This is a genomic window from Mesorhizobium sp. 113-3-3, assembly GCF_016756495.1.
Lineage (GTDB): Bacteria > Pseudomonadota > Alphaproteobacteria > Rhizobiales > Rhizobiaceae > Mesorhizobium.
In genome coordinates this window covers 5,674,324-5,696,488 of sequence record NZ_AP023243.1, presented here as the reverse complement: position 1 = coordinate 5,696,488, position 22,165 = coordinate 5,674,324, and the positions used below count along the sequence as shown (strand labels likewise).

Sequence of the window (22,165 nt, the reverse complement as noted above, 5' to 3'; positions counted from 1 at the left end):
AAGCAAGCCAAGATGGGGATCGCCATTGCCGTCGTCGCGGCGCTCGCCCTGTTGCCGCTGCTGCCCGGCGCGATCGACGCTTACGCCTTCTCCTTCCTGTTCTTCGTCTTCATCTACGCCATCATGGCGCAAGGCTGGAACCTGGTCGCCGGTTTTGGCGGCCAGATCAGCCTGGGCAACCATGCCTTCTTCGGGCTTGGCGCCTACGCCACCGCCATCCTGTGGAGCGGCAACTATCTCTGGGCTTCGCTCTATGACGCCTATCCGCGCATCTACTATTTCGACCCGGTGACGATGGTGTTGGGCGGCTTGGTCGCGGCGGTGGCCGCCATCATCATCGGCCTGCCGCTGCTGTCAAAATTGCGCGGCGACTATTTCGCGCTGGGTACGCTCGGCTTCGGCGAGATCGTCAAGGTGATGTTCATCAATGGAGGCGACTTCACCGGCGGCGCCTTCGGCGTCGTCGCGCCCGCTGGCACGTTCGACACGCTGTTGCCGCACTATCTGGTCGGGCTCGGCCTGATGGTGGGCACGGCACTCGCCATCCACTTGCTGATGCGCTCGCGCTACGGCCTGGCGCTGATCGCCGTGCGCGACGACGAGATGGCGGCGTCGGCCAACGGCATCGATGTGCTCAGGGTCAAGGTCGCCGCCTTCGCCGGCAGCGCCTTCATCGCCGGCATCGCCGGCAGCCTCTACACCTATTACATCTTCCATGTCGGCCCGGACTCCGTCTTCGACCTCGACTGGATGCTGTTGCCGCTGATGATGACCGTGGTCGGCGGCACCGGCACGCTGCTCGGCCCGATCCTCGGCGCCTTCGTCATGTATGCGGTGTTCGACCTCGCGCGCATTGTCGTGCCCGACTACCATCCGGTCATCTCGGGCCTGACCATTATCCTGGCGATGCTGTTCCTGCCGAAGGGGTTGATGCGGAGCTTTGCGGGCAGCGCGCGGGCGGCCTGAGGGTAGAGCACTATGCGACGCGCATTGTCGGGCCTAAAAGCTGCCAGTCTGGACTGAAAGAACTCAAAAACCGACTGATGGTGCGTGATGGGTCATGCCTCGTATTGGCGCAAACAGGGTGAGGTCTCCGCAAACCTTGCGGCTCGCCGCCCATCCCTAATGCACAACCATGCCCACCCTCTCCCTCAACTCTCGGGGCGCCACGTCATACTTGCTCTTGAATGCACGCGAGAAATGCGCGCTGGAATTGAACCCGCACGCAAACGCGATTTCTGAGATCGATGCTGATGCGCGGGCGGGAGAGAGCAACTCCTCCTTGCTGCGCTCGAGCCGCCTATCCCAGACGAAGCGCTCCAGTGTGGCGCCTTCGCCTTCGAAGGCGCGGTGCAGGTAGCGCCGCGAGCAGCCCATGTGGCGGGCTATGTCCTCGGCCGACAGGTTCGAGCGCGCCAGGTTTGCGTCGATAAAGGCGACGATGCGTTCGCGAAGCGCTTCCAGCGGCGAGCGGCGGAATTCCGGCGCCATCGGCTTTGCCTGAATCAGTCCATTGACGAGCTGGATCAGGCTTTCCCCGACACGGCGACAGCCCGCCTCATCGAGCTTATGCGCGGTGCCGATCGCCATCTGCATCAGACCGGAAACGATATGGGTGAGGCTGTCGTCGTCCCCGGGCAATGGCACCGGCGCTGAGAGCCGCGCCAGCGTCTCGTCGCCAAAGGTGGAGCGCGGCACCTGCAGGATAAGCTGGTCGACATCCGACAGGTTCTGTAGCGAGTAGCTGCGCATCGGGTCATAGATGATTGCCGCGCGGGGGCCGAGATCGACCGCCACCTGCCGCTGCTCGAAGCGGCTGCGACCGCTGAGCTGCATCAGGATCTTGATTGCGTCCGGATCGAAGCTGCGCCAGATGGTGCGATCGCTGATGACCAGATGCGACCTGGCCTTGATCTCGGATAGCCGGCAGGAGCCGAGATGCACCGAAACCAGCTTCGGCAGCGACGGCGCCTCACCGCGCGAGAAACGCTGGGTGATCGGGCCGAACAGCATCCGCGATGCGGACAGAAAAGCCTCGCCGTCAGCGACGCTCACGTGATGGGCTGTCATAGTCTCCTCCATTTTCGCTTCGCTCCCATCTTGTCGTGGGATTGAGGCGCACTGGCGCGCCCATGCAATTGCGAAAGAAGTTAACATGCTAATCATCGCGGCCGCAACGACGTTGACTCATCGGCCCAAACGAACAGATTTGTCCGCATTGCTGCCTCCCCCTTATCAGGTACCTCAATGTCGGCCACCAGGCAGAGGTCTCCCGCCAACCTCCATTCGCCTCAGGAGAAAGGCGCGCCGATTTCCTTCCGGTCGAACTCGCGGTCGAGCTTCGAACAGGGCGCACGATCTTGGAACCGTTCGTTCGTCAGTCTGCTCGTCTAGCAGGATTCCAACGGCGAATGCCTGATCACCAGTGGACCATGCATGTCGGTGTCCTGGACGGAACTTTGCAGGCAACCGGAGGCACTGGAAAATACTGGGTCGTTGTCTGGACATCGGCAGCAGTCTTGTCGTCGAAAAGTCGGGCGATGAGGTGCAGCGCTTCGTCAAGGCCCGACGATATGCCGCCTCCGGTCAGCCGGTTGCCTGACTCGACAAAACGCGGGTGACCCCTCGCCACCTTGATTGCCTGAAAGCGGCGCAGGCAATCGACGAATGCCCAATGCGTCGTCGCCCTGTGACCGTCGAGCAGTCCGGCCCGGGCCAGCAACAGCGCACCCTCGCAGACCGAACAGACCCATTTGGCATGTTTCTCGACCTTGCGCAGGTAGGCGAGATAGGGCGATGCCGGGTCGCTCATGATCCTTGCGAGCGCATCGGGATCACCACCTGGCACCCACAATATGTCCAGCGCCGCGCCGGCAAGCATCGCGGCCGAACTGTCCGGCTGCTTGTAGAGCGGCGCGCGCTCCGGCTGCGATACGTAAGTGCCTTGCGCGGAGACAAGCTGCGCCACGAGGTTGTCGCGGTGGCGTCGAGAAAGGCGGGATTGGTTGGCGAATCTTGCGCAGGCTGGATGCGATACGCCGGCTGGGCCGGCACGAACTCGAGTTTGTCCGGTGTCTGGCCGACATTGACGGTCATGAACTCGGTGCCGGTGACGCCGCACAGCATCTGCACGGTTTCTGATGTCGTGGCCGTGGCCTTGTTGATGCTGGTGTCGGGCGCCAGGCCGAACTGTCCCGCCGGCGTCAGATAGTAATAGCGCTGTTCGCTCGGCGACTGCTGCGGCCGGCCGGAAGATGAGACGGCTCGCCGTGACGATATCGCCGGTGTTGACGGTGGCAAGGGCGAACGGCTTTCCATTGGTGGTGACAAAAGTCGAGCCGACCAGCGGATCGGTGAACTGGAAGAAGCTGCGCGCCGCATCGAGCGGGCCGAGCACGTCGAGCGTCACGTTGAAGCCGAATGGCGTCGTCGAACCGCCGGCGCCGCGAAAAACCGGATAGCTCAAGGCATTGACCAGCCCGCCATCGACCGGCGGGCTGAAATACATCATGCCGGCTTCGAACTGGACGAGGTCGGCGATGGCCAGTTCAAACGCCGTGCTGGCGGTGCCGGCGAACGGCCCGGAAAGCGCCAGGCTCGTGAATGGCGCTTGCGACTGAAACGTGACGGTGGCGCCGGCGGGCGGCGTCGCCGTCAAGAGCAGCGTGGCCGGCGGGCTGTTGGCGATCTGCAGACTGTTGGACGCGTCCTCGAACAGCACCGTCGTCGACAGTTCGAACAAATCCGGCTGGACCTGGAACGTCACGCTTTGCCGGAATGTCAGCGAGAAGGATTCCGCAACGGTTGGTGACGACGTACCTTGTCCGGTGATCGAGACCAGAACCGACGCGATGCTCAGCGGCTCGGGGAACCAGCCGATCTGCGTGCCGACATTGGCAGCGAAGGCCTTGCGGACGCCGACCTCGAAAGCGGCCCAGTCGCGTGTTGCCGACGGCACGAAGAAGGCGATGTAGCCAAGCTGGCCAGGATCGATCCAGCCCTGGGCGGTCAGATCGAAGGTCGGGTCGGTGCGCGACTGATCCTGGGGACAGGAAGACGACGCGGGCGTTGGCAGGGATCTCAGCCAGATAAAGGCCGCTCGTATCGCGTTTGAAAGCGATCATCCCCCCACCCTCCGTTTTGGCCATGGCACAGCCACCCATGTCCTGAAGCCATCCATTTGCCTGCTCGGCTAACCTATTTGTCTGTGAATTGATTCTATTGTGGCAAGACAAAAACCGAAAAGTAGAGATAACAAAATCAATGGCTTAGTACAGCCGTCTGGATGATCTGACTCCGATCGTCGTCCTGCAACATTCCCCGAACGCGGCCGGCCGCCGTTTTTCGCGCATGTGGAGGCCGATCATTTCGCCGGGCTTTGCCGCCAGCGGGGATCGTTCCCCTCAGTTCAGGTGTCATGGTCTCAGACCAAAAAGCCGATCTTCACGATCCGCCATGGCGTCCAGATGCTGATCGCGGTCGACGGTGTCGTGCGCGGCAAGAAGGTCGGGGCCGGGGGGCATGCGAGCCGGAAGTGACACTCGCCGGCGGCACCTATATCAACCTGTCGCCGACGGAAGCCTATGTCGGAGCGCGAACGCTCACCGGATGCGTTCTCCGTCGTCTCCGAAGAGCCGGGCCGAGGCAAGCGCGAAATGCAGGGTGATCTTGTCGCCGGCCCTTGGCTGCGAGGACCGCCGCTCCGCGATGATGGTCTCGCCGCTCGCCAGCGTGGCGTGGACGAAGGATGTGGAGCCCATCGATTCGACAAATTCTACGCTCGCCTCAAGGCCGATGCCCTCGTTCTGGTCGAGGTGCTCGGGCCTTAAGCCCAGCTGCAGTTTCCGTCCCGGCTCGAGCGTGGTCCGCACCGGGCTGTCCACCTCCCTGCCGCCAACCGCGAGACGGCCGCCCGCCTGCGCCGTCGCCTTTAGAAAGTTCATCCGGGGGGAGCCTATGAAGCCCGCGACGAACGCGTTGTCGGGATCTTGATAGAGGCTGTCGGGCGTGCCGATCTGCTCGATGCGCCCACTGCGCAAAACAACGATCCGGTCCGCCATGGTCAGCGCTTCAGTCTGGTCGTGCGTCACATAGATCATGGTGTTGCCAAGAACCCGGTGGAGCTTGGCAAGTTCCACGCGCATCTGCACCCGCAGCTCGGCGTCGAGGTTGCTGAGCGGCTCGTCGAAGAGGAACACCTTCGGGTCGCGCACGATCGCACGTCCTATAGCCACCCGCTGGCGCTGTCCTCCCGAGAGCTGGGCGGGCTTGCGTTCCAGATACTCCTCGAGCTGCAGGATCTTGGCGGCGCGTCCAACCTTGTCTTTTATCTCCGCCTTCGGGCGGTGCGCCATCCGAAGGCCGAAGCTCATATTGTCCGCTACCGTCATGTGCGGATAGAGCGCGTAAGACTGGAACACCATCGACACACCCCGGTCGGCAGGCTCCTCGTCGGTCACGTCATCGCCGCCGATGAAGATTTCGCCCTCGCTCGTCTCTTCGAGCCCGGCAATCATCCTCAGCAGCGTCGACTTTCCGCAGCCCGAAGGCCCCACGAACACGGCGAACTCACCCTCTTCGATCGACATCGAGACATCGTGGATGACTTTCGTCGATCCAAAGCTCTTGCTGACATGTTTCAGTTCCACGCGCGCCATCGACTAACCTTTCACTGCGCCCACGGCGATGCCCGAAACAATTCGCCGCTGGAACAGGATGTATAGAACGACGATCGGGGCCGCCGCGATGACGATGCCCGCCGTAAACAGGGGTATCTGGTCCGAGTACTGGCCCTTGAGGGCCGAAATCCCCACCATGAGGGTGCGGTGCTTCTGCATGACCAGAAGGGAAATCAGAATGTCGTTCCAGCAGCTGAGGGTGTTGAGGATGGCCAGCGTCACCAACGCCGGCATGCCCAGGGGCAGCATCACATGCCACCAGACCTGCAGCAGCTTCGCGCCGTCGATCCGTGCCGCCTCGATCAGCTCGCGCGGCAGCCCCGAATAGAACGCCGTCATCATGTAGACCGAGAAAGGCAGGAAAAATGCGGTGTATGACAGGATGAGTCCGATGTGCGTGTTGACGAGGTTCAGGGCAAGCATGGTGCGCATGAAGGGCACGAGAACGACTTGCACGGGGATCATCAGCGACGACAGGATTACCGCGAACAGGAAGCGCCGATAGGGAAAGCGCAGCGACGCCAGGGCAAAGCCGGCCATGGATGACACGACCATCAACAGGATGACCGCCCCGAGCGTCGCAATCACGGAATTGAGAAAGTATTCGTTGAGGTGCGCGCGGGTCCAGGCCTGGACGAAATTGTCGAGCGTGGGCTGCGTGGCCAACCCGAAGCGGTCGCGCATGTAATCGTCACGGGTCTTGAACGCGTTGTTGACCGCGAAAAAGATCGGATAGAGGCAACTGAGCGCCAGTAGCCCCATCGGGACCGCCGCAATCCTCAGCGCCAGCCTCTGTCGTTTTCCTGCGCCTGACACCATGCCCTCAGATGTTTGCGTTGCGTGACAGGATGCGAATCTGCAACCAGGCCAGGATGCTGGTCATGAAGAACAGGACCATCGAGATGGCCGCGGCATAAGCGGGCCGGTTCAGCCTGCCTTGTGCGGCCCAGATGAGATATTCGGGCACCGTCGTCGACGTTCCGGGTCCCCCGCCCGTCAGCACGTAGATCAGGCCGAACATCGAGGTCAGCAGGCCGATGGTGGTAATCACCGTCGAGAACTCGATGATCGGGCGAAGCTCCGGGATGATGACATGCCACCAGATCTGCCACATCTTGGCGCCGTCGAGACGGGCCGCCTCGACCATGTCCTTGGAAACGGTCGACAGGCCGGCAAGGAAGATCAGCACCCCCATGCCAAAGGTCGACCAGCACTGGATCGCGAGTGTCACCGGAAGGGCGGTCGCGGAGTGCCCCAGCCAGTCCACGCCCCCTATGCCCGCGAGGTTCAGCAATGCGTTGAGATTGCCGTTGAAGCTCAGCACCACGCTGAAGATCGAACCGATGATGACGCTCGAGAGAATGGCCGGAAAGAAATAGACGGAGCGAAAAAACGTGCGTCCCGGCACGCCCTGGTGGATCAGGATCGCCAGCAGCATCGGAATGGTCACAAAGATCGGGACCGAAAGCAGCACCACGACGGCGTTCGCCATGGCGGAACGGAAATTCGGATCGTCCAGCGCCCGTAGATAGTTGCCCGCGCCGATGAACTGGCCAGGGTCGGTCGACGTCGCGCTGGTCAGGGAGATGGCAAAACCCCAGAACAGCGGGAAAATGCGGAACACCAGAACAAGCAGGATTGCCGGAAGCAGGAACAGCAGTGCGACGCGCGCCTCTGCTCGGCGGCCCCGACCTCGGCGGGAACGGGTCGGCGCGGCTTGGCCCATCTGGCGTAACGAATTGGCGGTCATGCACTGGTCACTGAGCTTGGAGGTGGGGGCGCATGGTCGCGCTCCCACTCGTTCCTGAAAGGACTACTTCTGCGGCTTGGCTTCGGCCTGGACCTTGTCCAGCGCGGCCGCTGCCTGGTCCACGGAGGTTTCGCCGTTGTACAGAAGCTGGCTCTGGCGGTGCCATTCGTCGAGCTCCGCCGCCGAGGAATTCGCGTGCGTGGTCGGAACGGCCCTGGTCGCAAGCCAGCCCATGATCTGCTTGAGACCGGGGCTGTCGATACCGGAGGTATTGACTTCGGTGTTCGCCGGCACCGAACCGGTGTCGTTGACCAGGTAAGACAGGACCTCCGGCGAAGCGAGGATACGCACCGCGTCGACCGCGAGTTCGATGTTGGGGGAGTCCTTGTTGACGCCATAGCCGACGCCGCCATCAAGCGGCACGCCGGGAGCGCCTTCGTGCTGGTCTGCGGCAACGGTCGGCGAGGGCATAGGATAGACGCCGACCTTGTCGACACCCATGTTCTTTTCGAACTGCTTCCAGTGCGCGACGTTGGAGAGTAGCCCCATCACATTGGCCCCGACACCTTGCTCGAAGAGGGCGAACTCGTCCATGAACATGGTCTGCGAGTTACCGCCCTCCTGATACCAGCCGTTCTTGGCGGTATCGACCCAGGCCTGCAGGATCGCCTTGATCGGCGGATCCGACCAATGGAGTTTACCGGCCAGCCAATCGGCCTGCTGCTGCGCGGTCAACGACTGGTTCGCGGCTTCCGACAGGAAGAATTCAGCGTTGTAACCTTCCTTGTTGGCCATCATGAAGCAGGCGGGCTTGCCCTTCGCCTTGAAGGCGTCGCAGACCTTGGTCAGTTCGGCCCATGTCGTCGGCGGCTTCTCCGGATCGAGGCCGGCGGCCTTGTAGAGCGCCTTGTTGTAGTAGACGACGTGGCCCTGCAGCGTCGTCGGGATGAAGTACAGCTTGCCGTCAGGTCCAGTGAAGGCCGACTTGCCAACAAGCTTCGAGATCAGGTCCGGCAGCTTGTCGTTGAGCGGGATCAGCCCGCCGATCAAGGCCTTGGCCTGGGCGCCGCCATTGGCCCAGATGACGTCTGGGCCGGCTTTTGAAGCGAGCGCCGTACCCAGCAAGGTGTAATACTCGGCGTCCGGCTGCGACAGGAGGTTGAGAGTTGCTCCCGGGTGTGCGGCCTCGAATGCGGCCTTCGCATGATCGTAGTATGTCGCGTGGGCGGCATCGTCCACGTTGACGTCCCATACGGTGATCTCCTGCGCCAGCACGGGCGAGGCCATCATCATCGCCGCGATGGCGGTCACTATCTGCAGTTTCTGCACGTTGTTCCTCCCTTTTTGTCTACCAGGCTTTTGCTCAATCAGCGCGCGCCGCGATCTTTGAGGCCTCCACCAACCCGCGGGTTGGCGGGCGCGTCACCAAGCTGTTCGCGCGACAGGATTTCGGGGCGCGCCCAATCCCGGCGCGCGGTCTCCGACAGGACCAGCCCATGACCCGGTCGATCCGGCGCATAAATCCAGCCGTCACGAATTTCGATTGGCTGCTCAACCAGGTGATCGAAGTTCTGGAACGAGTACTCGAGCCACTCCACTTCGGGCAGCGCGCACGCCATGTGCACGCCGATCTCCAGAAACGTGTTGCCAAGCGTCACCGGAACGCCGAGTTCAGCCGCCAGCCAGCCGATCCTCATCACGTCCGTCACCTGCCCATGAACATTCAGCATGTCGGTGGCGCCGGCCTGCATCAAAAGGCGTTTGCCGGCGGCATCGAGATATTCGCCTGAATTGATCATGGTCCAGGGCGTTGCCGCCTTGAGGCTGCGAAGGCCGTCGAAGTCGTGCCGCAGAATAGGATCCTCAACCCAGAGGAGATCATAACCAAGGCTATGAATTTTATGCAGTTTTACCGACGCCTCCTTGGCCCCCCAGGCCTCGTTGGCATCAACCATGATCGACGAGCCGGGCCGCACTGTCTTTTTCAACAGCTCCAGCCGGGACATATCCCAATCGAAATCGGGATGCCCCACCTTGATCTTGAACGCGCGGTAGCCGAGGGCATCGGCATGGGCAAAAAAGGCTTGGAACTCATCGTCGCGAAGGTGGAAATCGAGACCTGACGCATAGGCTCTTACGCGCTTGCGCCGGCTTCCCAGAAGGTCGTGCAACGGCAGGCCGGCCTGCTTGGCACTCAGATCCCACAACGCAACCTGGAGGGCTTCCTCGAAAGGCAGGCCGAAGGCGCGCCTGTTTCCGCCGCGAGGTCGCTGGACCCGATGCACCAGCGCCAAAGGCGATTGCCCGACAAGATTGGGCCAGGCCTCCTCTTCGAAAACCCGAACGATCTCCGCTTGCTCCGGCAGCGGATGGAACAGGCTCTGGACAAAGCCCAGCCCGACCTGGCCGTTCTCGCTTATCAGTTCAAGCGCGGCGACATGCGCGGTGTCAATGCGCACCTGGCTGTCGCCTATAGTCCGGTCGCGAGCGAATTGAAAGCGGGTGATGCGATACTCTTCAATGCGCATATGAGGTCTCTGATATGTCAGAAAAAGCGTTAGATATTTCAGATATCGCAAAGAGGCAAGTGGCCAGGCGCAAAAGAGCAGTGCGGCAGGCGCGCCAGTACGGCGGACAACGTCTTGGCGAACGCGCTTGCGCGTGAATTCTGGATCTGTCGTGGAGCGCGTGTCAGCGCCTTTCTATCTCGAGCGGGTATTCAATACCTCCAAATCCCGGGGTGCTGCACGATCCCACTCCCGTCATTCATGGTCGGTCACAAGCGAATTGATAATGGGCAAGGCGATATTCTAAGATGGGCATGCTCTGTAATATTCCAGAGGTTGGTTTAGATATTTCAGGCGCGAGGAGACGAGAGAAGGTGGCTGAGCGCGAAGGGATGCCCGATGGGAACGACGGGGCGGCGTCGGGTCAGCGCCTTGGCGACCGCGCCTACACGCGAATTCTCGAAACGCTGTTTGAGCGGAAGATCCCTGCGGGAGCTTTCCTGTCGCAAGGCGATCTCGTCAAAATGCTCGATATCCCGGTAGCGCCGCTACGCGATGCGCTCAAGCTGCTCGAGGCTGAGGGAATCGTCATCATCCACTCACGGTCGGGCATCCAGTTCGTCAAACCCGGGTTCGAATTGACCAGGGCGACCTATCAGTTTCGCAGCATTTTAGAACGGGCGGCGACAGGTGTTTACGCGCAGACCGCCGAAGAGGCGGAACTGGCGGAACTGGAACGACGACATCTGGCAACCATCGAAGAGATCGAGCGCGGCGGGCTCACCGACCATGTCAGAGCCGACCTCGAGGAACTCGAGACCTTGCTGCACCACTCCATCGTTGCCAGCCTGAACAACCCCCTGATCGAGAGTTCCTACAAACGGCTGCACAACTACGTTCGTTTGATACGGCTGGACAGAAAAGTCACCGTGCCTCTCGTGCTGCAATCCCTGCGCGAGCACATGCAGGTCATCCTGGCTTGCAAGGCACGCGACCCGGAGGCGGCCGCGGTGGCGATGCAGGCACATCTGGCTTCGGCCCTGCAGCGAGGTCTCGGCCTTTACTACGGGTATTGAGCCCGATGGCGCCGGGAACGGAAATCCGCGACGCCTGAAGCCTTTGTCCCGGCGCACTCCGAAGGGGCGCGTCGATTCCCTGCCTGCGGCGCGTCGATTTCCGTCATTCGTCAAACCCGATCAGCGAACGCATCAGCGTTGCTCTCGCCGAAGCCAGATGCGCGCGGCAGGCCCGCTCAATTCGGTCGGGATCGCGGCTCTCCAGCGCATCGATATAGGCGAGATGCTCAAGGATCGCCGCCTGGTTGCGCTGCTTTTCGTCCTGCTTGTTCCACTGATAGTGATAGTGAAAAATGAAGCTGATGATATCATAGAAATCGTCGATGAAGCGGTTCGGCGACGCCTCGTTTATGAGCCGGTGAAACCGGTTGTCGAGGCCGGAAAAGTCGTGGTAACGGCTTTCAATCTGTTTCAGCAATTCGGTATGCGCAACCTTGAGCGCGGCAAGTTTCTCCCACAGGGAAGAATTGTCGGGTTGCAGTGAAAACAGATGCGCCGAGCGCAGTTCGAACATCACCCGGATCTCGAACAGCTCAAGGGCGAAATCTTCCGTAAAGCCCTTGAAAAGCCAGCCGGTATTCGGCCTTTTCTCCAGCAGCCCAAAGCGGCTGAATCGAATGAGGAACTCGCGAATTCCGTTGGTCGCGACACCGAACTGCCGCGCGAGTTCGAGCTCGTTGATGCTGGTGCCAGGCCTTGTGTCACCCCGCAGCATCCACTCCATGAACTGCTGTTCGACATGCTTGGCCCGGGACGTGGTTTCGGCGTCGGGATAGTAGTCGCTGTCCTCGACCGCGCGGCCTGTCTTCCGGACGCCGCCGCGCTCGGCGATGAGGTCGCGCTGGACAAGTTCTCCCAGAATCTTTCGCACGGTCGTGCGGCTAACGCCCATCCTCCGTCTAAGTTCATTTTCGGAAGGGAGCTCGCCGGCCAATTGTCCTTCGCGCAGCATACTGGCGACGCGGTTGAAAGCCTTCTTGTAGACAGTGTCGGTTCGCATCGGATCGTCCTCAAAGCAACACCTTGTTCTTTTATCATGAACTTTATCCATAAAAAACAACTTGACCAAGTCACGGGGGTTGTTTTTTATCGATAAGAGGAAGCTGAAATACAGAAGAAGTTTTTGACGACGAGGCTGACAAAAGCCCCGGCGGGGAGGGGAACTTTTGCCTGAAACGGGAAACACCGACATCACTGTCGGCGAGGCCGCATTGCGAGCACCGAAGAAACAGGAAGGCGTTCCCGGCCTCGCGCTAGGCCTGGCCCTGCTGAGCGCCGGTCCGGTCGTCATACTGGTGATGCTGATTGCCGTTCTCAGTTTCCTGTCGCCCTATTTCCTGACGGGGCGCAACCTCAGCAACATCCTCGCCCAGACCGCCGTCATCTCGGTGGTGGCGATGGGACAGCATCTGGTCATCCTGACACGCGGGATCGATCTCTCCGTCGGCTCGAACGTTGCGCTGGCTTCCGTTGTCGGCGCGCTGAGCTTTCATGCCGGCGCTCCCGCCTTCGTGGTGATCGCGGTGATGGTTGGCTGCGGTGCCGCGATCGGCGCCATCAACGGGCTCTTCTACGTCTTCGGCCGGCTGCCGCATCCCTTCATCATCACGCTGGCTACATTGAGCATCGCCAAGGGACTGGCGCTGCAACTGGCTGACGGCCGCGCCATTCCTGGCATGCCGGATTCGATCGACGCGCTTGGCCGCGAGGCGGTCTGGGGCCTGCCGGGATCGGTCTTTGTCGTTGCCGGCGTTGCCGCGGTCCTTTTCGTCATGGCCAAGACGATGGTCTGGGGGCGCTGGATCTATGCCGTCGGCGGCCGGCCCGACGCTGCCTTGCGCATGGGCATTCCCGTGTCCTGGGTCCTGGTTTCGGTCTATGTGATCTCGGGGCTGTGCGCCGGCATCGGCGCTGTCATCCTTGCCGGACGCACCGACGCCGGTTCGCCGCTCTTCGGCAATCTGCTCGAACTCGATACGATCGCGGCGGTGATCATCGGCGGTGCCAGCTTTCTCGGCGGCCGCGGCCATCTTGGCCATGCCTTGATCGGCGCCATCATGATCGGCGTCATCCGCAACGCGCTCAACCTGCTCAACGTCAACGTCTTCTTCCAGCTTATCGTCATCGGCGTGGTCATCGTCATCGCGGTCGAGTCCGACGTGCTGCGCAACTACCTCGAAGGGCGTGTGCGGGTCATGCAGGCCGGGAGGCAATCATGAGCGCCGCTCCGGCCAGCCTCGATCATGCAGCCGACGCGGAACATCCCGTACTGGCGGTGCGCGGCGCCACCAAGCGTTTCGGCTCGGTTGTGGCGCTCGACGATGTCAGCATCGAGGTTCGACGCGGCGAGATCCTCGGGCTCCTTGGTGACAACGGCGCTGGAAAGTCGACGCTCACCAAATGCATCAGCGGGGTGCACCAACTCGATGCCGGCGCGATCCTTCTGGACGGTGCGCTGACGCAGATACGCTCCCCTGCGGACGCGCGTTTCGCCGGCATCGAGACCGTCTACCAGGATCTGGCGCTGTTCGACAATCTGACGCCGGGACAGAACTTTTTCGCCGGTCGCGAGTTGGCCGCACCGCGATGGCTCCCGCGCGGCCTGCGATTTCTTCAACAGCGCAGAATGGACGCCGAGACCCGCGTTCTGCTGGCGAACCTCAAGGTCACCTTGCCGCGGCTGGACGCCGTCGTCGCCATGATGTCGGGTGGACAAAGGCAAGCCATTGCGGTGGCCCGGTCGACCGTATTCGCCCGCAAGGTCGTGATCCTGGACGAGCCCACCGCGGCACTTGGCCTGCGTGAATCGCGGCAAGTGCTCAACCTGGTCGCGACGCTGCGCGACCAGGGCAATGCCGTCATCCTGATCACCCACAACATGGAACATGTCACCGAACTTGCCGACCGCGCCGTGGTGCTTCGCCAAGGCCGCAAGGTCGGCGAACTGGTGCCGACCAAGGACAACAAGCAGGAGCTGGTCTCCATGATCGTTGGAGCCTGACTCGCTCGAAATTTGGGGACTTTTGCGGTCCGCAAATAGCTGAAGCGACTTCCGCCGGAAGACGCCTCAATCCAAGGGAGGAATGGAATGCCAATGAACCGAAAACTCTTCGCAGGGCTGGCGATCGCCGTTGCGTTTGCGATGCCGGCTTCGGCCGCCGACAAGATCAAGGTCGGCCTGATCACCAAATTCCCGGTGCCGTTCTACTCGACCATGGAGGATGCCGCCAAGAAATACGCGGCCGCTCATCCCGAAATCGAGCTGGTCACCGGCCAGGGCCAGGCTGCCACCGACATCGAAGGCCAGATCGCGCTGATCGAGTCCATGATCACGCAAGGCGTCAAGGGGCTGGCGATCACCCCGGTCGATCCGACCGTTGCGCCGGCGCTGGACAAGGCCGTCGCGGCCGGCATCAAGGTCGTTCTCGTCGACAACAGCATCCCCAACTGGAAAGGCCAGACGGCGCTGGTTTCGACCAACAACCTCAATGGCGGCAAGATCGCCGGAGAGTACCTGAAGACCGTGCTGAAGAGCGGCGACAAGATCGGAATCCTGCAAGGGGTGCCCGGTGTCCCGGCGCTGGATGACCGGGTGACCGGCATGATGGAGGGGCTTGGCGACGTCAAGGTCGACGTCGTCGGCAAGGGGGCCACCAACTGCACGCTCGAACTCGGCACCTCGGTAACGGAGGACATCCTGACCGCCAATCCCGATCTCAAGGCTATCTACTCGGCCTGCGGCCCGCCAATCCCGGGAGCCGTCAAGTCGATCAGCAATGCTGGCATTGCCAACGACAAGATCATCCTGGTCGGCTTCGACGCCTGCTGTGGTGAGATCGAAGCGATCAAGTCCGGTGCGGAAGACGCCAGCGTTGCACAGTTCCCCGCAAAAATGGGCGAGCTTGGCATCGACACTGTCGTCAAGGCGATCCACGGGGAAACCGTCGAAGCCAATGTCGACACCGGCGCCGGCCTGGTGACGCTGAAGAACGTCAAGGACTTCGAATGATCCACCAGCAGTCCGGAGGATCGCTCCGCCGGACTGCTTCCTGCTGCCGACTTCGAAAATCACGTTAGCAAAGGGGGGAACTGCACCATGGATCCCACCATCAAGATCGTCCGCTGCGCCGAGCCCGGCAGGCTGTTGTTCGAAGAGCGGCCGGCGCCAGGCAGTCCGCCGGAAGGCTGGGCACTGGTCAACGTCGCCCATGTCGGCATTTGCGGAACCGACTACCACATCTTCGAGGGCAAGCATCCTTTCCTCGCCTATCCCCGTGTCATGGGCCATGAGTTTTCAGGAACAATAGCGGCAATCAACGCGGCAGGGGACATGGCGGTCGGAGAGCAAGTTCTCATCAATCCCTATCTTGCCTGCGCAAAGTGTTCCGCTTGTCGCCAGGGCAAGCCGAACTGCTGCGTCGCCATCGAGGTGCTTGGCGTGCACCGCGACGGCGCCATGAGCGAGCAGATCCTCGTGCCGGCGCAGAACTTGATGCCAGCGACCGGCCTGTCGCTGGTCGAGGCGGCCACGGTCGAGTTTCTGGCCATCGGTGCTCACGCGGTCCGCAGGTCCATGGCGGGTCCGGGCAATCGCGCCCTGGTTGTCGGCGCCGGACCAATCGGCCTCGGCACAGCGCTTTTCGCGCGGATAGCGCGACAGAGCGTGACCGTCATGGACGTCGATACCGAGCGGCTTGCCTTCGCGGCGCAACTGGGTTTCCTGGTAATCGATGGTTCGAAGGGATCGATCGTCGAGACGATAGCGGAGCGAACCGCCAAAACCGGCTTCGACGTCGTCTTCGACGCAACCGGGAACAGCCGTTCGATGCAGTCCGCCTTTGCCTATGTTGCCCATGGCGGCGTCATGGTGATGGTCAGCGTTGTGCAGGGCGACATCACCTTCTCCGATCCAGAATTCCACAAGCGGGAAATGATGCTGATCGGCAGCCGCAACGCGACGCACAGCGATTTCCAGCACGTCATTGCCTCGATCCGCGCTGGAAAAATACCAATTGATCAGCTCGTCACGCACCGCACGACCCTGCGTCACAGCCCCCGCGACATCGCGATATGGGCGCGGCAGAAGTCGGGTCTCATCAAGGCCGTTATCGACGTAGCGGGATCGAGCTGACTTTCGCAGACACGATCATGCCTTGCCACTGCCCCTGGGGGCCATCATGAGCGGGGAAGATCGATGACCAGGGAAGCCACCCCTTCAGCTTGCCACGAGCCGCCTCTTCAGGCGCGCACCTCTGTTCGTGCGCGATGCGCTGGACGCCGCGGGTCTGATCCTGGTCGTTGCTGTTCACGACTGAAATATATTTCATTATGTGAATTATATTGACAGATCGCACCGGGGCTGTAATGTCCCGTTCGTCGGCTTTCGGAGGAAGGTCGGCTTCATCAAATCCATACGGCAGCGCTCGCAGGGCGTCTGCGACGGTCATTGAGGATGGCTTCGGCCAAGGGAGGAAACTTGCGCAAATTTCTGAGCACGCTCGCAATCGCGGCGGCTGCATCGACCTGCTTTGGGCCGATGCTGGCACGCGCCGAAACCCCCAACCCGTTCAAATGCGAGCCGGGTGAAAAATACGTCATGAACGTCATGGTCTCGGGCGTCGAATACTGGTTCCCGGTCTATGAAATGTTCAAGCAGGCCGGCCAGCAGTTCGGCTGCGAGACCGCTTATACGGGTACGCCGGAATACGACGTCAACAAGCAGATCGCCACCTTCGACCAGGCGCTGGCGCAGAAGCCGGCCGGCATATTGGTGCACCCGATGAACTCCGACCCGTTCATCGAGCCGATCAACCGCGCCATCGAGCAGGGCACCGCCGTGGTGACCTTTGCCGCCGACTCGCCGAATTCCAAGCGCGTCTCCTACATCACCTCCGACAACATCGCCGAAGGCACCTATGCCGCCGACGCCGTTGCCAAGGCGATGGACGGCAAGGGCGAGTATGCCGTGCTGGAGAATCCGGGCCAGGACAATCACGACAAGCGCGTCAACGCCTTCGTCGCCCGCATGGAAGCCAAATGGCCCGACATGAAGCTCGTCGGCCGCGCCGCTTCGAACCAGGATCCGACCAAGGCCTACCAGGCGGTGCTGAGCCTGGCGCAGGCGCATCCCGACCTCGGTGCGGTGTTCATGCCGGAGGCCAACTCCGCCATCGGCGCCGCCCAGGCCGCCAAGGAAGGCGGCGGCAAGATCCGCGTCATGCTCGCCGACGTCAACGCCAAGATACTCGACATGATCAAGGCCGGCGAGATCTTCGGCTCGGTCAATCCGAACCAGGGCATGCAGGGCTATATGGGCTTCATGCTGTTGTGGATGGCCAAGCATCCCGGCCTGATCGACCCGATGAACGACGCCAAGCGCTCGGGCTTCAACCCGATGAGCGTGCCCTTCGTCGACAATGGCTTCTCCATCGTCTCCAAGGACAATGCCGACGACTTCTACTGGGACAAGTACCTCAAGCGTCGCGGCACCAAGGGCATCGAGGAATAATCTCGATCCCTGATCTCCGGCTCCGGCCGGACCAATCGGGAAGGAGGCTTCGGCCTCCTTCCTCCCCTCCAGGTTCATCGCAGGAGCATGGCGTGACCCAGGCGCCCATCCTTGAAATCCGCGGCCTGTCCAAGGCATTTGGCCCGGTCAAGGCGCTGAGCGACGTGCAGTTCGAGCTGCGGCGCGGCGAGATCCACGCGCTGTGCGGTGAGAATGGCGCTGGCAAGTCGACGCTGATGAACATGATCGCCGGTGTGCTGCAGCCTGACGAGGGCGACATTCTGATCGATGGCGAGCGGGTTTCGATCCCGTCGCCCGCGGCCGCCCAACGCCTCGGCATCGCACTCGTCCATCAGGAGATCGCGCTCTGCCAGGACGCGACGGTCGCCGAAAATATCTACATGGCCGCGATCAACAGCCGGCGCGCGCCGCTGATGAATTTCCAGAAGCTCTACGCCGATGCCCAGAAGGTCATGGACCTGCTTGCGCCCATTCCGGTGCGCACCAAGGTCGCCGACCTCTCCATTTCCAACCAGCAGCTCGTCGAGATCGCCAAGGCGCTGACGCTCGACTGCAAGGTGTTGATGCTCGACGAGCCGACGGCGGCATTGACCGAGAGCGAGGCACAGCGCCTGTTTTCGATCGTGCGCGGGCTCAAGGAGCGCGGCATCTCAGTGGTCTATATCAGCCACCGCATGGCCGAGATCTTCTCGCTGTGCGACCGCGTCACCGTCTTTCGCGATGGCCGCTACGTCGCGACCGACCCGATCGCCGCCGTTTCGCCCGATGACGTGGTGCGCAAGATGGTCGGCCGCGAAATCACCCAGCTCTACCCTGACAAGCTGGCGCCGAAACAGCCTGGGCGCTTGCTGCTTTCGGTCGAGGGCCTTTCCGATGGCCGCCGCTTCGCCGAAGTCGATCTGCAGCTTCGCGCCGGCGAGATCCTCGGCATAGGCGGCCTGATCGGGGCCGGCCGCAGCGAGATCGCGCAAACGATCTGCGGCTTGAGGTCGATGACGGCAGGAACCGTCGCGCTCGACGGAAAGCCACTGCGTCCGCGCGGCTATGGCGATGCGGTCAAGGCGGGGCTGGTCTATCTCTCGGAGGACCGCAAAGGTTCCGGCGTGTTCCTCGATCTGCCGATCGCCCAGAACATCTCGGCGCTCGACCTCGCCAGGCTGACGGGGCCGCTCGGCCTGCTCGACCGCAAGGCCGAGGATCGTCAGGCGCGGGACCTGACCGGCAGGCTCGGTGTGCGCATGGCTGGTATCGAGGCCGCCGTTTCGACACTGAGCGGCGGCAACCAGCAGAAGGTCGCCATCGCCAAGCAGCTATCCGTCAGCCCCAAGGTCATCATCATGGACGAGCCGACGCGCGGCATCGATGTTGGCGCCAAGGTCGAGATCCACAGGCTGTTGCGCCAGCTCGCCGACAGCGGTGTCGGCGTCGTCGTCATCTCGTCGGAACTGCCGGAACTGATCGGCCTGTGCGACCGCGTCATGGTCGTGCGCGAAGGCAGGATCGCCGGCGAACTTGGCGCCGGCGAACTCGGCGAGGAAGCCATCATCATGCTCGCCTCGGGCGTCAAGGACAGTTCAATGCAAAGGCAAGCCCAGAATGTCGCCTAGGGAATCAGGAGAAGCGCTCGTGCACGCCGAGATCAAGGCCGCCGGTGCCGCGCGCCGCATCAATTTCGCCCGCCTCGCATCGCTGCGCGAAGCCGGGCTGATCGTCATCATCCTGGCGCTGTGCATCGCCATGAGCTTTGCCTCGCCGCACTTCCTGACATGGGGCAATTTCCGCGCCATGCTGATGAGCTTCTCCATCGAAGGCATCGTCGTCGTCGGCATGACCATCCTGCTCATCGTCGGCGGTATCGACCTTTCCGTCGGCTCGGTCGTGTGCTTCTCGATGGTGGTCTCCGGTGCGCTGTTCCTTGCCGGCCTCGACCCCTGGACGGCAAGCCTGATCGGCATCGGCGTCAGCGCGCTGATCGGCGCGGCCATGGGCTTCTTCGTCACCGTGATAGGTCTCAACCATTTCATCACATCGCTCGCGGCCATGGTCATTGTGCGCGGCATGTGCCTGGTCGTCACAAAGGGCACGCCGCTGTCGCTGTTCACCTTGCCGCCTTCCTTCAAGGCGATCGGCCAGGGCAGTTTCAACAACATCCCCTATGTCATCATGATCTTCGTCGTCGTGGTGGCGATCTTCGACTTCCTGCTGCGCCGCGCCACGGCCTTCCGAAAGGTCTTCTACACCGGCTCCAACGAGAAGGCCGCGCAGTTCTCGGGCATCAGGACCAAGCAGGTGAAGTTCTGGGTCACGGTGCTGTGCTCCACCCTCGCGGGGTTGGCCGGGGTCATCTACATGGCGCGCTTCGGCGCGGCGACGCCGACCTTCGGCGCCGGCATGGAGCTCAACATAATCGCGGCCGCCGTCATCGGCGGCGCCTCGCTCAATGGCGGCTCGGGCACCATCTTCGGGGCGATCCTCGGCATGGCGCTGCTTTCGGTGGTGACAAGCTCGCTCATCCTGCTCGATATCTCGGTCTATTGGCAGGACATGATCAAGGGATGCATCTTGCTCGCTGCCGTATCGATCGATCACTTCCTGCACCGCAAGAAGTCCTGACCTCAAACGCACCGAAGCAACACCATGGCCCCTCCCAACACCCGCGACGACATCGCCGCTGTCCGCCAGATGCACCAGGCGCTTGTCCTGCACTATGTCGAAGGCAAGACCCAGGCCGAGATCGCCGTGGAACTCGGCATCTCGCACGCCACCGTCAACCGTCTGATCAAGCGAGGCCATCAGCTTGGCCTCGTCGAGATCAAGATCAAGTCGCCGATCGATCATCTGGTTGAACTCGAGGCGCGGCTGGTGGCGCTGGGTGGCATCGAACGGGCGATGGTGGTGCCATCGGTCTCCGAAAATCCGCACACGGCGCTGCAGCGGGTCGGCGAGGCGGCGGCGGGGCTGCTGCTCGACACCATCAAGGACGGCGACACCATTTCGATCACCGGCGGCAAGGGCGTCAGCGCGCTGGTCGCCGGTCTCAAGCCGGGGCGCCGCTACGACGTCGAGATCATCCCCGCCACCGGGCTGGTGCAGGGCAAGCACTATACCGACGTCAACCACGTTGCCTCGCTGATGGCCGACAAGCTCGGCGGCCGCGCCTACCAGATCCATGCGCCGCTGTTTGCCGATACCGCGCAGCAGCGCGAGATGCTGATGGGCATCAGCTCGGTCGCCGACGTGTTTCGCAAGGCGCGCGAGGCCGATGTCGCGGTGGTGGGTGTCGGCTCGATCCTGACCGACGATTCCAGCTACTACGACCTGCATCCCTCCTCGAATGCCGACCGCCAGGCGATCGAGAAGTCAGGGGCGACGGGCGAGTTGCTGGCCCATCTCATCGATCGCCGGGGCAAGCTCTGCAACTACTCGCTCAACCGGTCGCTGGTCTCGCTGACGCTTGACGAGTTTGCCACCATCCCGCGCTCGATCGGCATCGCCAGTGGACTGAGCAAGGTCGCGCCGATCCTCGCCGCCATGCGCGGAAACCATCTCGACACCATCGTCACGGACGAGGCCACCGGGCTCCACATCCTCGAGCTGGCCAAACAGGAGGCAGCATGAATTCTCGACAGATCCAGCGGCAGATCGGCAAGTCCGGCATATCGGCGTCGGCTGTGGGCCTGGGTACCTGGGCAATTGGCGGATGGATGTGGGGTGGCACCGACGAGAAGGAGTCGGTGCGGGCGATCGAGGCCTCGATCGACGCCGGCGTCAGCCTGATCGACACCGCACCCGCCTACGGCCTTGGCCGCAGCGAGGCGATCGTCGGCGCCGCCATCAAGGGCAAGCGCGACAAGGTGGTGATCGCGACCAAATGCGGATTGAACTGGCATTCCGGCAAGGGCGGCCATTTCTTCGACCAGGACGGCAAGCCGGTGCATCGCTACCTCGGCGCCGACGGCATCGCCTATGAGGTCGAGCAGAGCCTGCGGCGTCTCGGCTCCGATCATATCGACCTCTACATCACCCATTGGCAGGACCCGACGACACCGATCGCCGAGACGATGGCGGCGCTGGAGAAGCTCAAGGAGGCCGGCAAGATCCGCGCCATCGGCGCCAGCAATATCAGCGCCGAGGATCTCGGCGGCTATATAGACGCCGGCCAGCTCGATGCGATCCAGGAGCGCTATTCGATTATCGACCGCGACATCGAGGCGAGCCTGCTGCCGATCACCCGCAGGCACGGCATCGCCACCCTCAGCTATTCGTCGCTGGCGCTGGGTCTCCTCACCGGCACGGTCGATCCGGCGCGCACCTTCAGCGGCGATGACCAGCGCAAGGACAATCCGCGCTTCTCCATGGACAACCGGCAAAAGGTGGCAAAGCTGAAGGGGGCCATCGCCCCGATCGCCGAACGCCACCAGGCGTCGATGGCCCAGATCGTCATCGCCTGGACGCTTGCCCAGCCCGGCGTCACTTTCGCCCTTTGCGGCGCGCGCAATCCCGAACAGGCGCTCGACAATGCGCGGGCCGGCGAGATCACGCTCGAAGCAGACGAGCTTGCGGCCATCGACGCCGCGGCCGCCGCGCACCTCACCGCGATGGATGCCTGAGCAAAAGGCAAGAAC

At 62.4% G+C, this 22,165-nt stretch carries 19 protein-coding genes and 1 pseudogene; 12 read left to right on the top strand and 8 right to left on the bottom strand.

Annotation, left to right across the window (positions count from 1 at the left end):
• Positions 1 to 12: 12 nt before the first annotated feature.
• A complete protein-coding gene (locus JG746_RS27870) occupies positions 13 to 966 on the top strand; it encodes a branched-chain amino acid ABC transporter permease (protein WP_202355644.1) in 954 nt (317 codons plus the stop codon).
• 156 nt (positions 967 to 1,122) lie between these two features.
• Here JG746_RS27870 and JG746_RS27865 read toward each other — a convergent pair whose 3' ends face one another.
• Both JG746_RS27865 and JG746_RS27860 read right to left on the bottom strand, forming a co-directional pair.
• Positions 1,123 to 2,070 carry a helix-turn-helix domain-containing protein gene (locus tag JG746_RS27865; RefSeq protein ID WP_202355643.1) on the bottom strand — a complete coding sequence of 316 codons (948 nt, stop codon included), beginning with the start codon at positions 2,068 to 2,070 and terminating at the stop codon, positions 1,123 to 1,125.
• A 349-nt stretch (positions 2,071 to 2,419) separates the two neighbouring features.
• Positions 2,420 to 3,958: a DJ-1/PfpI family protein gene (locus JG746_RS27860; protein WP_244730477.1), complete on the bottom strand. Its 1,539-nt coding sequence runs from the start codon at positions 3,956 to 3,958 to the stop codon at positions 2,420 to 2,422.
• A 466-nt stretch (positions 3,959 to 4,424) separates the two neighbouring features.
• On the opposite strand from JG746_RS27860, the pseudogene JG746_RS37260 reads away from it, so the two are divergent.
• Positions 4,425 to 4,588: pseudogene (locus JG746_RS37260) on the top strand (protease); the annotation flags it as partial.
• A gap of 13 nt (positions 4,589 to 4,601) precedes the next feature.
• Here JG746_RS37260 and JG746_RS27855 read toward each other — a convergent pair.
• The 5 genes from JG746_RS27855 to JG746_RS27835 all read right to left on the bottom strand — a co-directional run bounded on the left by JG746_RS27855 (position 4,602) and on the right by JG746_RS27835 (position 9,956).
• Entirely contained in the window at positions 4,602 to 5,657 is a 1,056-nt protein-coding gene (locus JG746_RS27855; RefSeq protein ID WP_202355642.1) for an ABC transporter ATP-binding protein, read from the bottom strand.
• Between the two features lie 3 nt (positions 5,658 to 5,660).
• The gene (locus JG746_RS27850) at positions 5,661 to 6,440 is read right to left on the bottom strand and encodes a carbohydrate ABC transporter permease (RefSeq protein ID WP_244730476.1); all 780 of its coding nucleotides are present in this window, start codon (positions 6,438 to 6,440) and stop codon (positions 5,661 to 5,663) included.
• A 61-nt stretch (positions 6,441 to 6,501) separates the two neighbouring features.
• Complete coding sequence (locus tag JG746_RS27845) at positions 6,502 to 7,428, bottom strand: carbohydrate ABC transporter permease (protein WP_244730475.1); 927 nt, start codon at positions 7,426 to 7,428, stop codon at positions 6,502 to 6,504.
• A gap of 63 nt (positions 7,429 to 7,491) precedes the next feature.
• Positions 7,492 to 8,757, bottom strand: a complete 1,266-nt coding sequence (locus tag JG746_RS27840; RefSeq protein WP_244730474.1) for an ABC transporter substrate-binding protein — start codon at positions 8,755 to 8,757, stop codon at positions 7,492 to 7,494.
• 38 nt (positions 8,758 to 8,795) lie between these two features.
• Complete coding sequence (locus JG746_RS27835) at positions 8,796 to 9,956, bottom strand: mandelate racemase/muconate lactonizing enzyme family protein (protein WP_202355641.1); 1,161 nt, start codon at positions 9,954 to 9,956, stop codon at positions 8,796 to 8,798.
• Positions 9,957 to 10,309: 353 nt separating this feature from the next.
• On the opposite strand from JG746_RS27835, the gene JG746_RS27830 reads away from it, so the two are divergent.
• Positions 10,310 to 11,011, top strand: coding sequence for a GntR family transcriptional regulator (locus JG746_RS27830; RefSeq protein ID WP_244730473.1), 702 nt, complete (start codon positions 10,310 to 10,312; stop codon positions 11,009 to 11,011).
• A 103-nt stretch (positions 11,012 to 11,114) separates the two neighbouring features.
• On the opposite strand, the gene JG746_RS27825 is transcribed toward JG746_RS27830, so the two are convergent.
• A complete protein-coding gene (locus JG746_RS27825) occupies positions 11,115 to 12,011 on the bottom strand; it encodes a GntR family transcriptional regulator (protein ID WP_202359493.1) in 897 nt (298 codons plus the stop codon).
• A gap of 166 nt (positions 12,012 to 12,177) precedes the next feature.
• Between JG746_RS27825 and JG746_RS27820 the strand changes: the two genes are divergently transcribed.
• The 9 genes from JG746_RS27820 (at position 12,178) to JG746_RS27780 (ending at position 22,150) form a co-directional block, all read left to right on the top strand.
• Positions 12,178 to 13,230: an ABC transporter permease gene (locus tag JG746_RS27820; protein ID WP_244730471.1), complete on the top strand. Its 1,053-nt coding sequence runs from the start codon at positions 12,178 to 12,180 to the stop codon at positions 13,228 to 13,230.
• Complete coding sequence (locus JG746_RS27815) at positions 13,227 to 14,012, top strand: ATP-binding cassette domain-containing protein (RefSeq protein WP_202355640.1); 786 nt, start codon at positions 13,227 to 13,229, stop codon at positions 14,010 to 14,012. Before JG746_RS27820 ends, JG746_RS27815 begins: the two co-directional genes overlap by 4 nt.
• A gap of 141 nt (positions 14,013 to 14,153) precedes the next feature.
• Positions 14,154 to 15,020 carry a sugar ABC transporter substrate-binding protein gene (locus JG746_RS27810; RefSeq protein ID WP_446721220.1) on the top strand — a complete coding sequence of 289 codons (867 nt, stop codon included), beginning with the start codon at positions 14,154 to 14,156 and terminating at the stop codon, positions 15,018 to 15,020.
• Positions 15,021 to 15,119: 99 nt separating this feature from the next.
• A complete protein-coding gene (locus JG746_RS27805; protein WP_202359491.1) occupies positions 15,120 to 16,142 on the top strand; it encodes a zinc-binding alcohol dehydrogenase family protein in 1,023 nt (340 codons plus the stop codon).
• Between the two features lie 345 nt (positions 16,143 to 16,487).
• Positions 16,488 to 17,519, top strand: coding sequence for a substrate-binding domain-containing protein (locus tag JG746_RS27800; protein WP_202355638.1), 1,032 nt, complete (start codon positions 16,488 to 16,490; stop codon positions 17,517 to 17,519).
• 92 nt (positions 17,520 to 17,611) lie between these two features.
• On the top strand, positions 17,612 to 19,147 hold the full coding sequence (locus tag JG746_RS27795) for a sugar ABC transporter ATP-binding protein (RefSeq protein ID WP_202355637.1): 1,536 nt from the start codon (positions 17,612 to 17,614) through the stop codon (positions 19,145 to 19,147).
• Between the two features lie 19 nt (positions 19,148 to 19,166).
• Entirely contained in the window at positions 19,167 to 20,153 is a 987-nt protein-coding gene (locus tag JG746_RS27790) for an ABC transporter permease (RefSeq protein ID WP_202355636.1), read from the top strand.
• A gap of 24 nt (positions 20,154 to 20,177) precedes the next feature.
• On the top strand, positions 20,178 to 21,158 hold the full coding sequence (locus tag JG746_RS27785) for a sugar-binding transcriptional regulator (RefSeq protein WP_202355635.1): 981 nt from the start codon (positions 20,178 to 20,180) through the stop codon (positions 21,156 to 21,158).
• Entirely contained in the window at positions 21,155 to 22,150 is a 996-nt protein-coding gene (locus JG746_RS27780; protein ID WP_202355634.1) for an aldo/keto reductase, read from the top strand. Before JG746_RS27785 ends, JG746_RS27780 begins: the two co-directional genes overlap by 4 nt.
• The last annotated feature ends 15 nt before the right edge of the window (positions 22,151 to 22,165 follow it).

What these genes read in the sequence shown, in the direction of transcription:
- JG746_RS27870 (WP_202355644.1), top strand. Translation starts at nt 13, where the DNA reads ATGGGGATCGCCATTGCCGTCGTCGCGGCGCTCGCCCTGTTGCCGCTG.
- JG746_RS27865 (WP_202355643.1), bottom strand. Translation starts at nt 2,070, where the DNA reads ATGACAGCCCATCACGTGAGCGTCGCTGACGGCGAGGCTTTTCTGTCC.
- JG746_RS27855 (WP_202355642.1), bottom strand. Translation starts at nt 5,657, where the DNA reads ATGGCGCGCGTGGAACTGAAACATGTCAGCAAGAGCTTTGGATCGACG.
- JG746_RS27850 (WP_244730476.1), bottom strand. Translation starts at nt 6,440, where the DNA reads ATGGGGCTACTGGCGCTCAGTTGCCTCTATCCGATCTTTTTCGCGGTC.
- JG746_RS27845 (WP_244730475.1), bottom strand. Translation starts at nt 7,428, where the DNA reads ATGACCGCCAATTCGTTACGCCAGATGGGCCAAGCCGCGCCGACCCGT.
- JG746_RS27835 (WP_202355641.1), bottom strand. Translation starts at nt 9,956, where the DNA reads ATGCGCATTGAAGAGTATCGCATCACCCGCTTTCAATTCGCTCGCGAC.
- JG746_RS27825 (WP_202359493.1), bottom strand. Translation starts at nt 12,011, where the DNA reads ATGCGAACCGACACTGTCTACAAGAAGGCTTTCAACCGCGTCGCCAGT.
- JG746_RS27815 (WP_202355640.1), top strand. Translation starts at nt 13,227, where the DNA reads ATGAGCGCCGCTCCGGCCAGCCTCGATCATGCAGCCGACGCGGAACAT.
- JG746_RS27810 (WP_446721220.1), top strand. Translation starts at nt 14,154, where the DNA reads ATGCCGGCTTCGGCCGCCGACAAGATCAAGGTCGGCCTGATCACCAAA.
- JG746_RS27785 (WP_202355635.1), top strand. Translation starts at nt 20,178, where the DNA reads ATGGCCCCTCCCAACACCCGCGACGACATCGCCGCTGTCCGCCAGATG.
- JG746_RS27780 (WP_202355634.1), top strand. Translation starts at nt 21,155, where the DNA reads ATGAATTCTCGACAGATCCAGCGGCAGATCGGCAAGTCCGGCATATCG.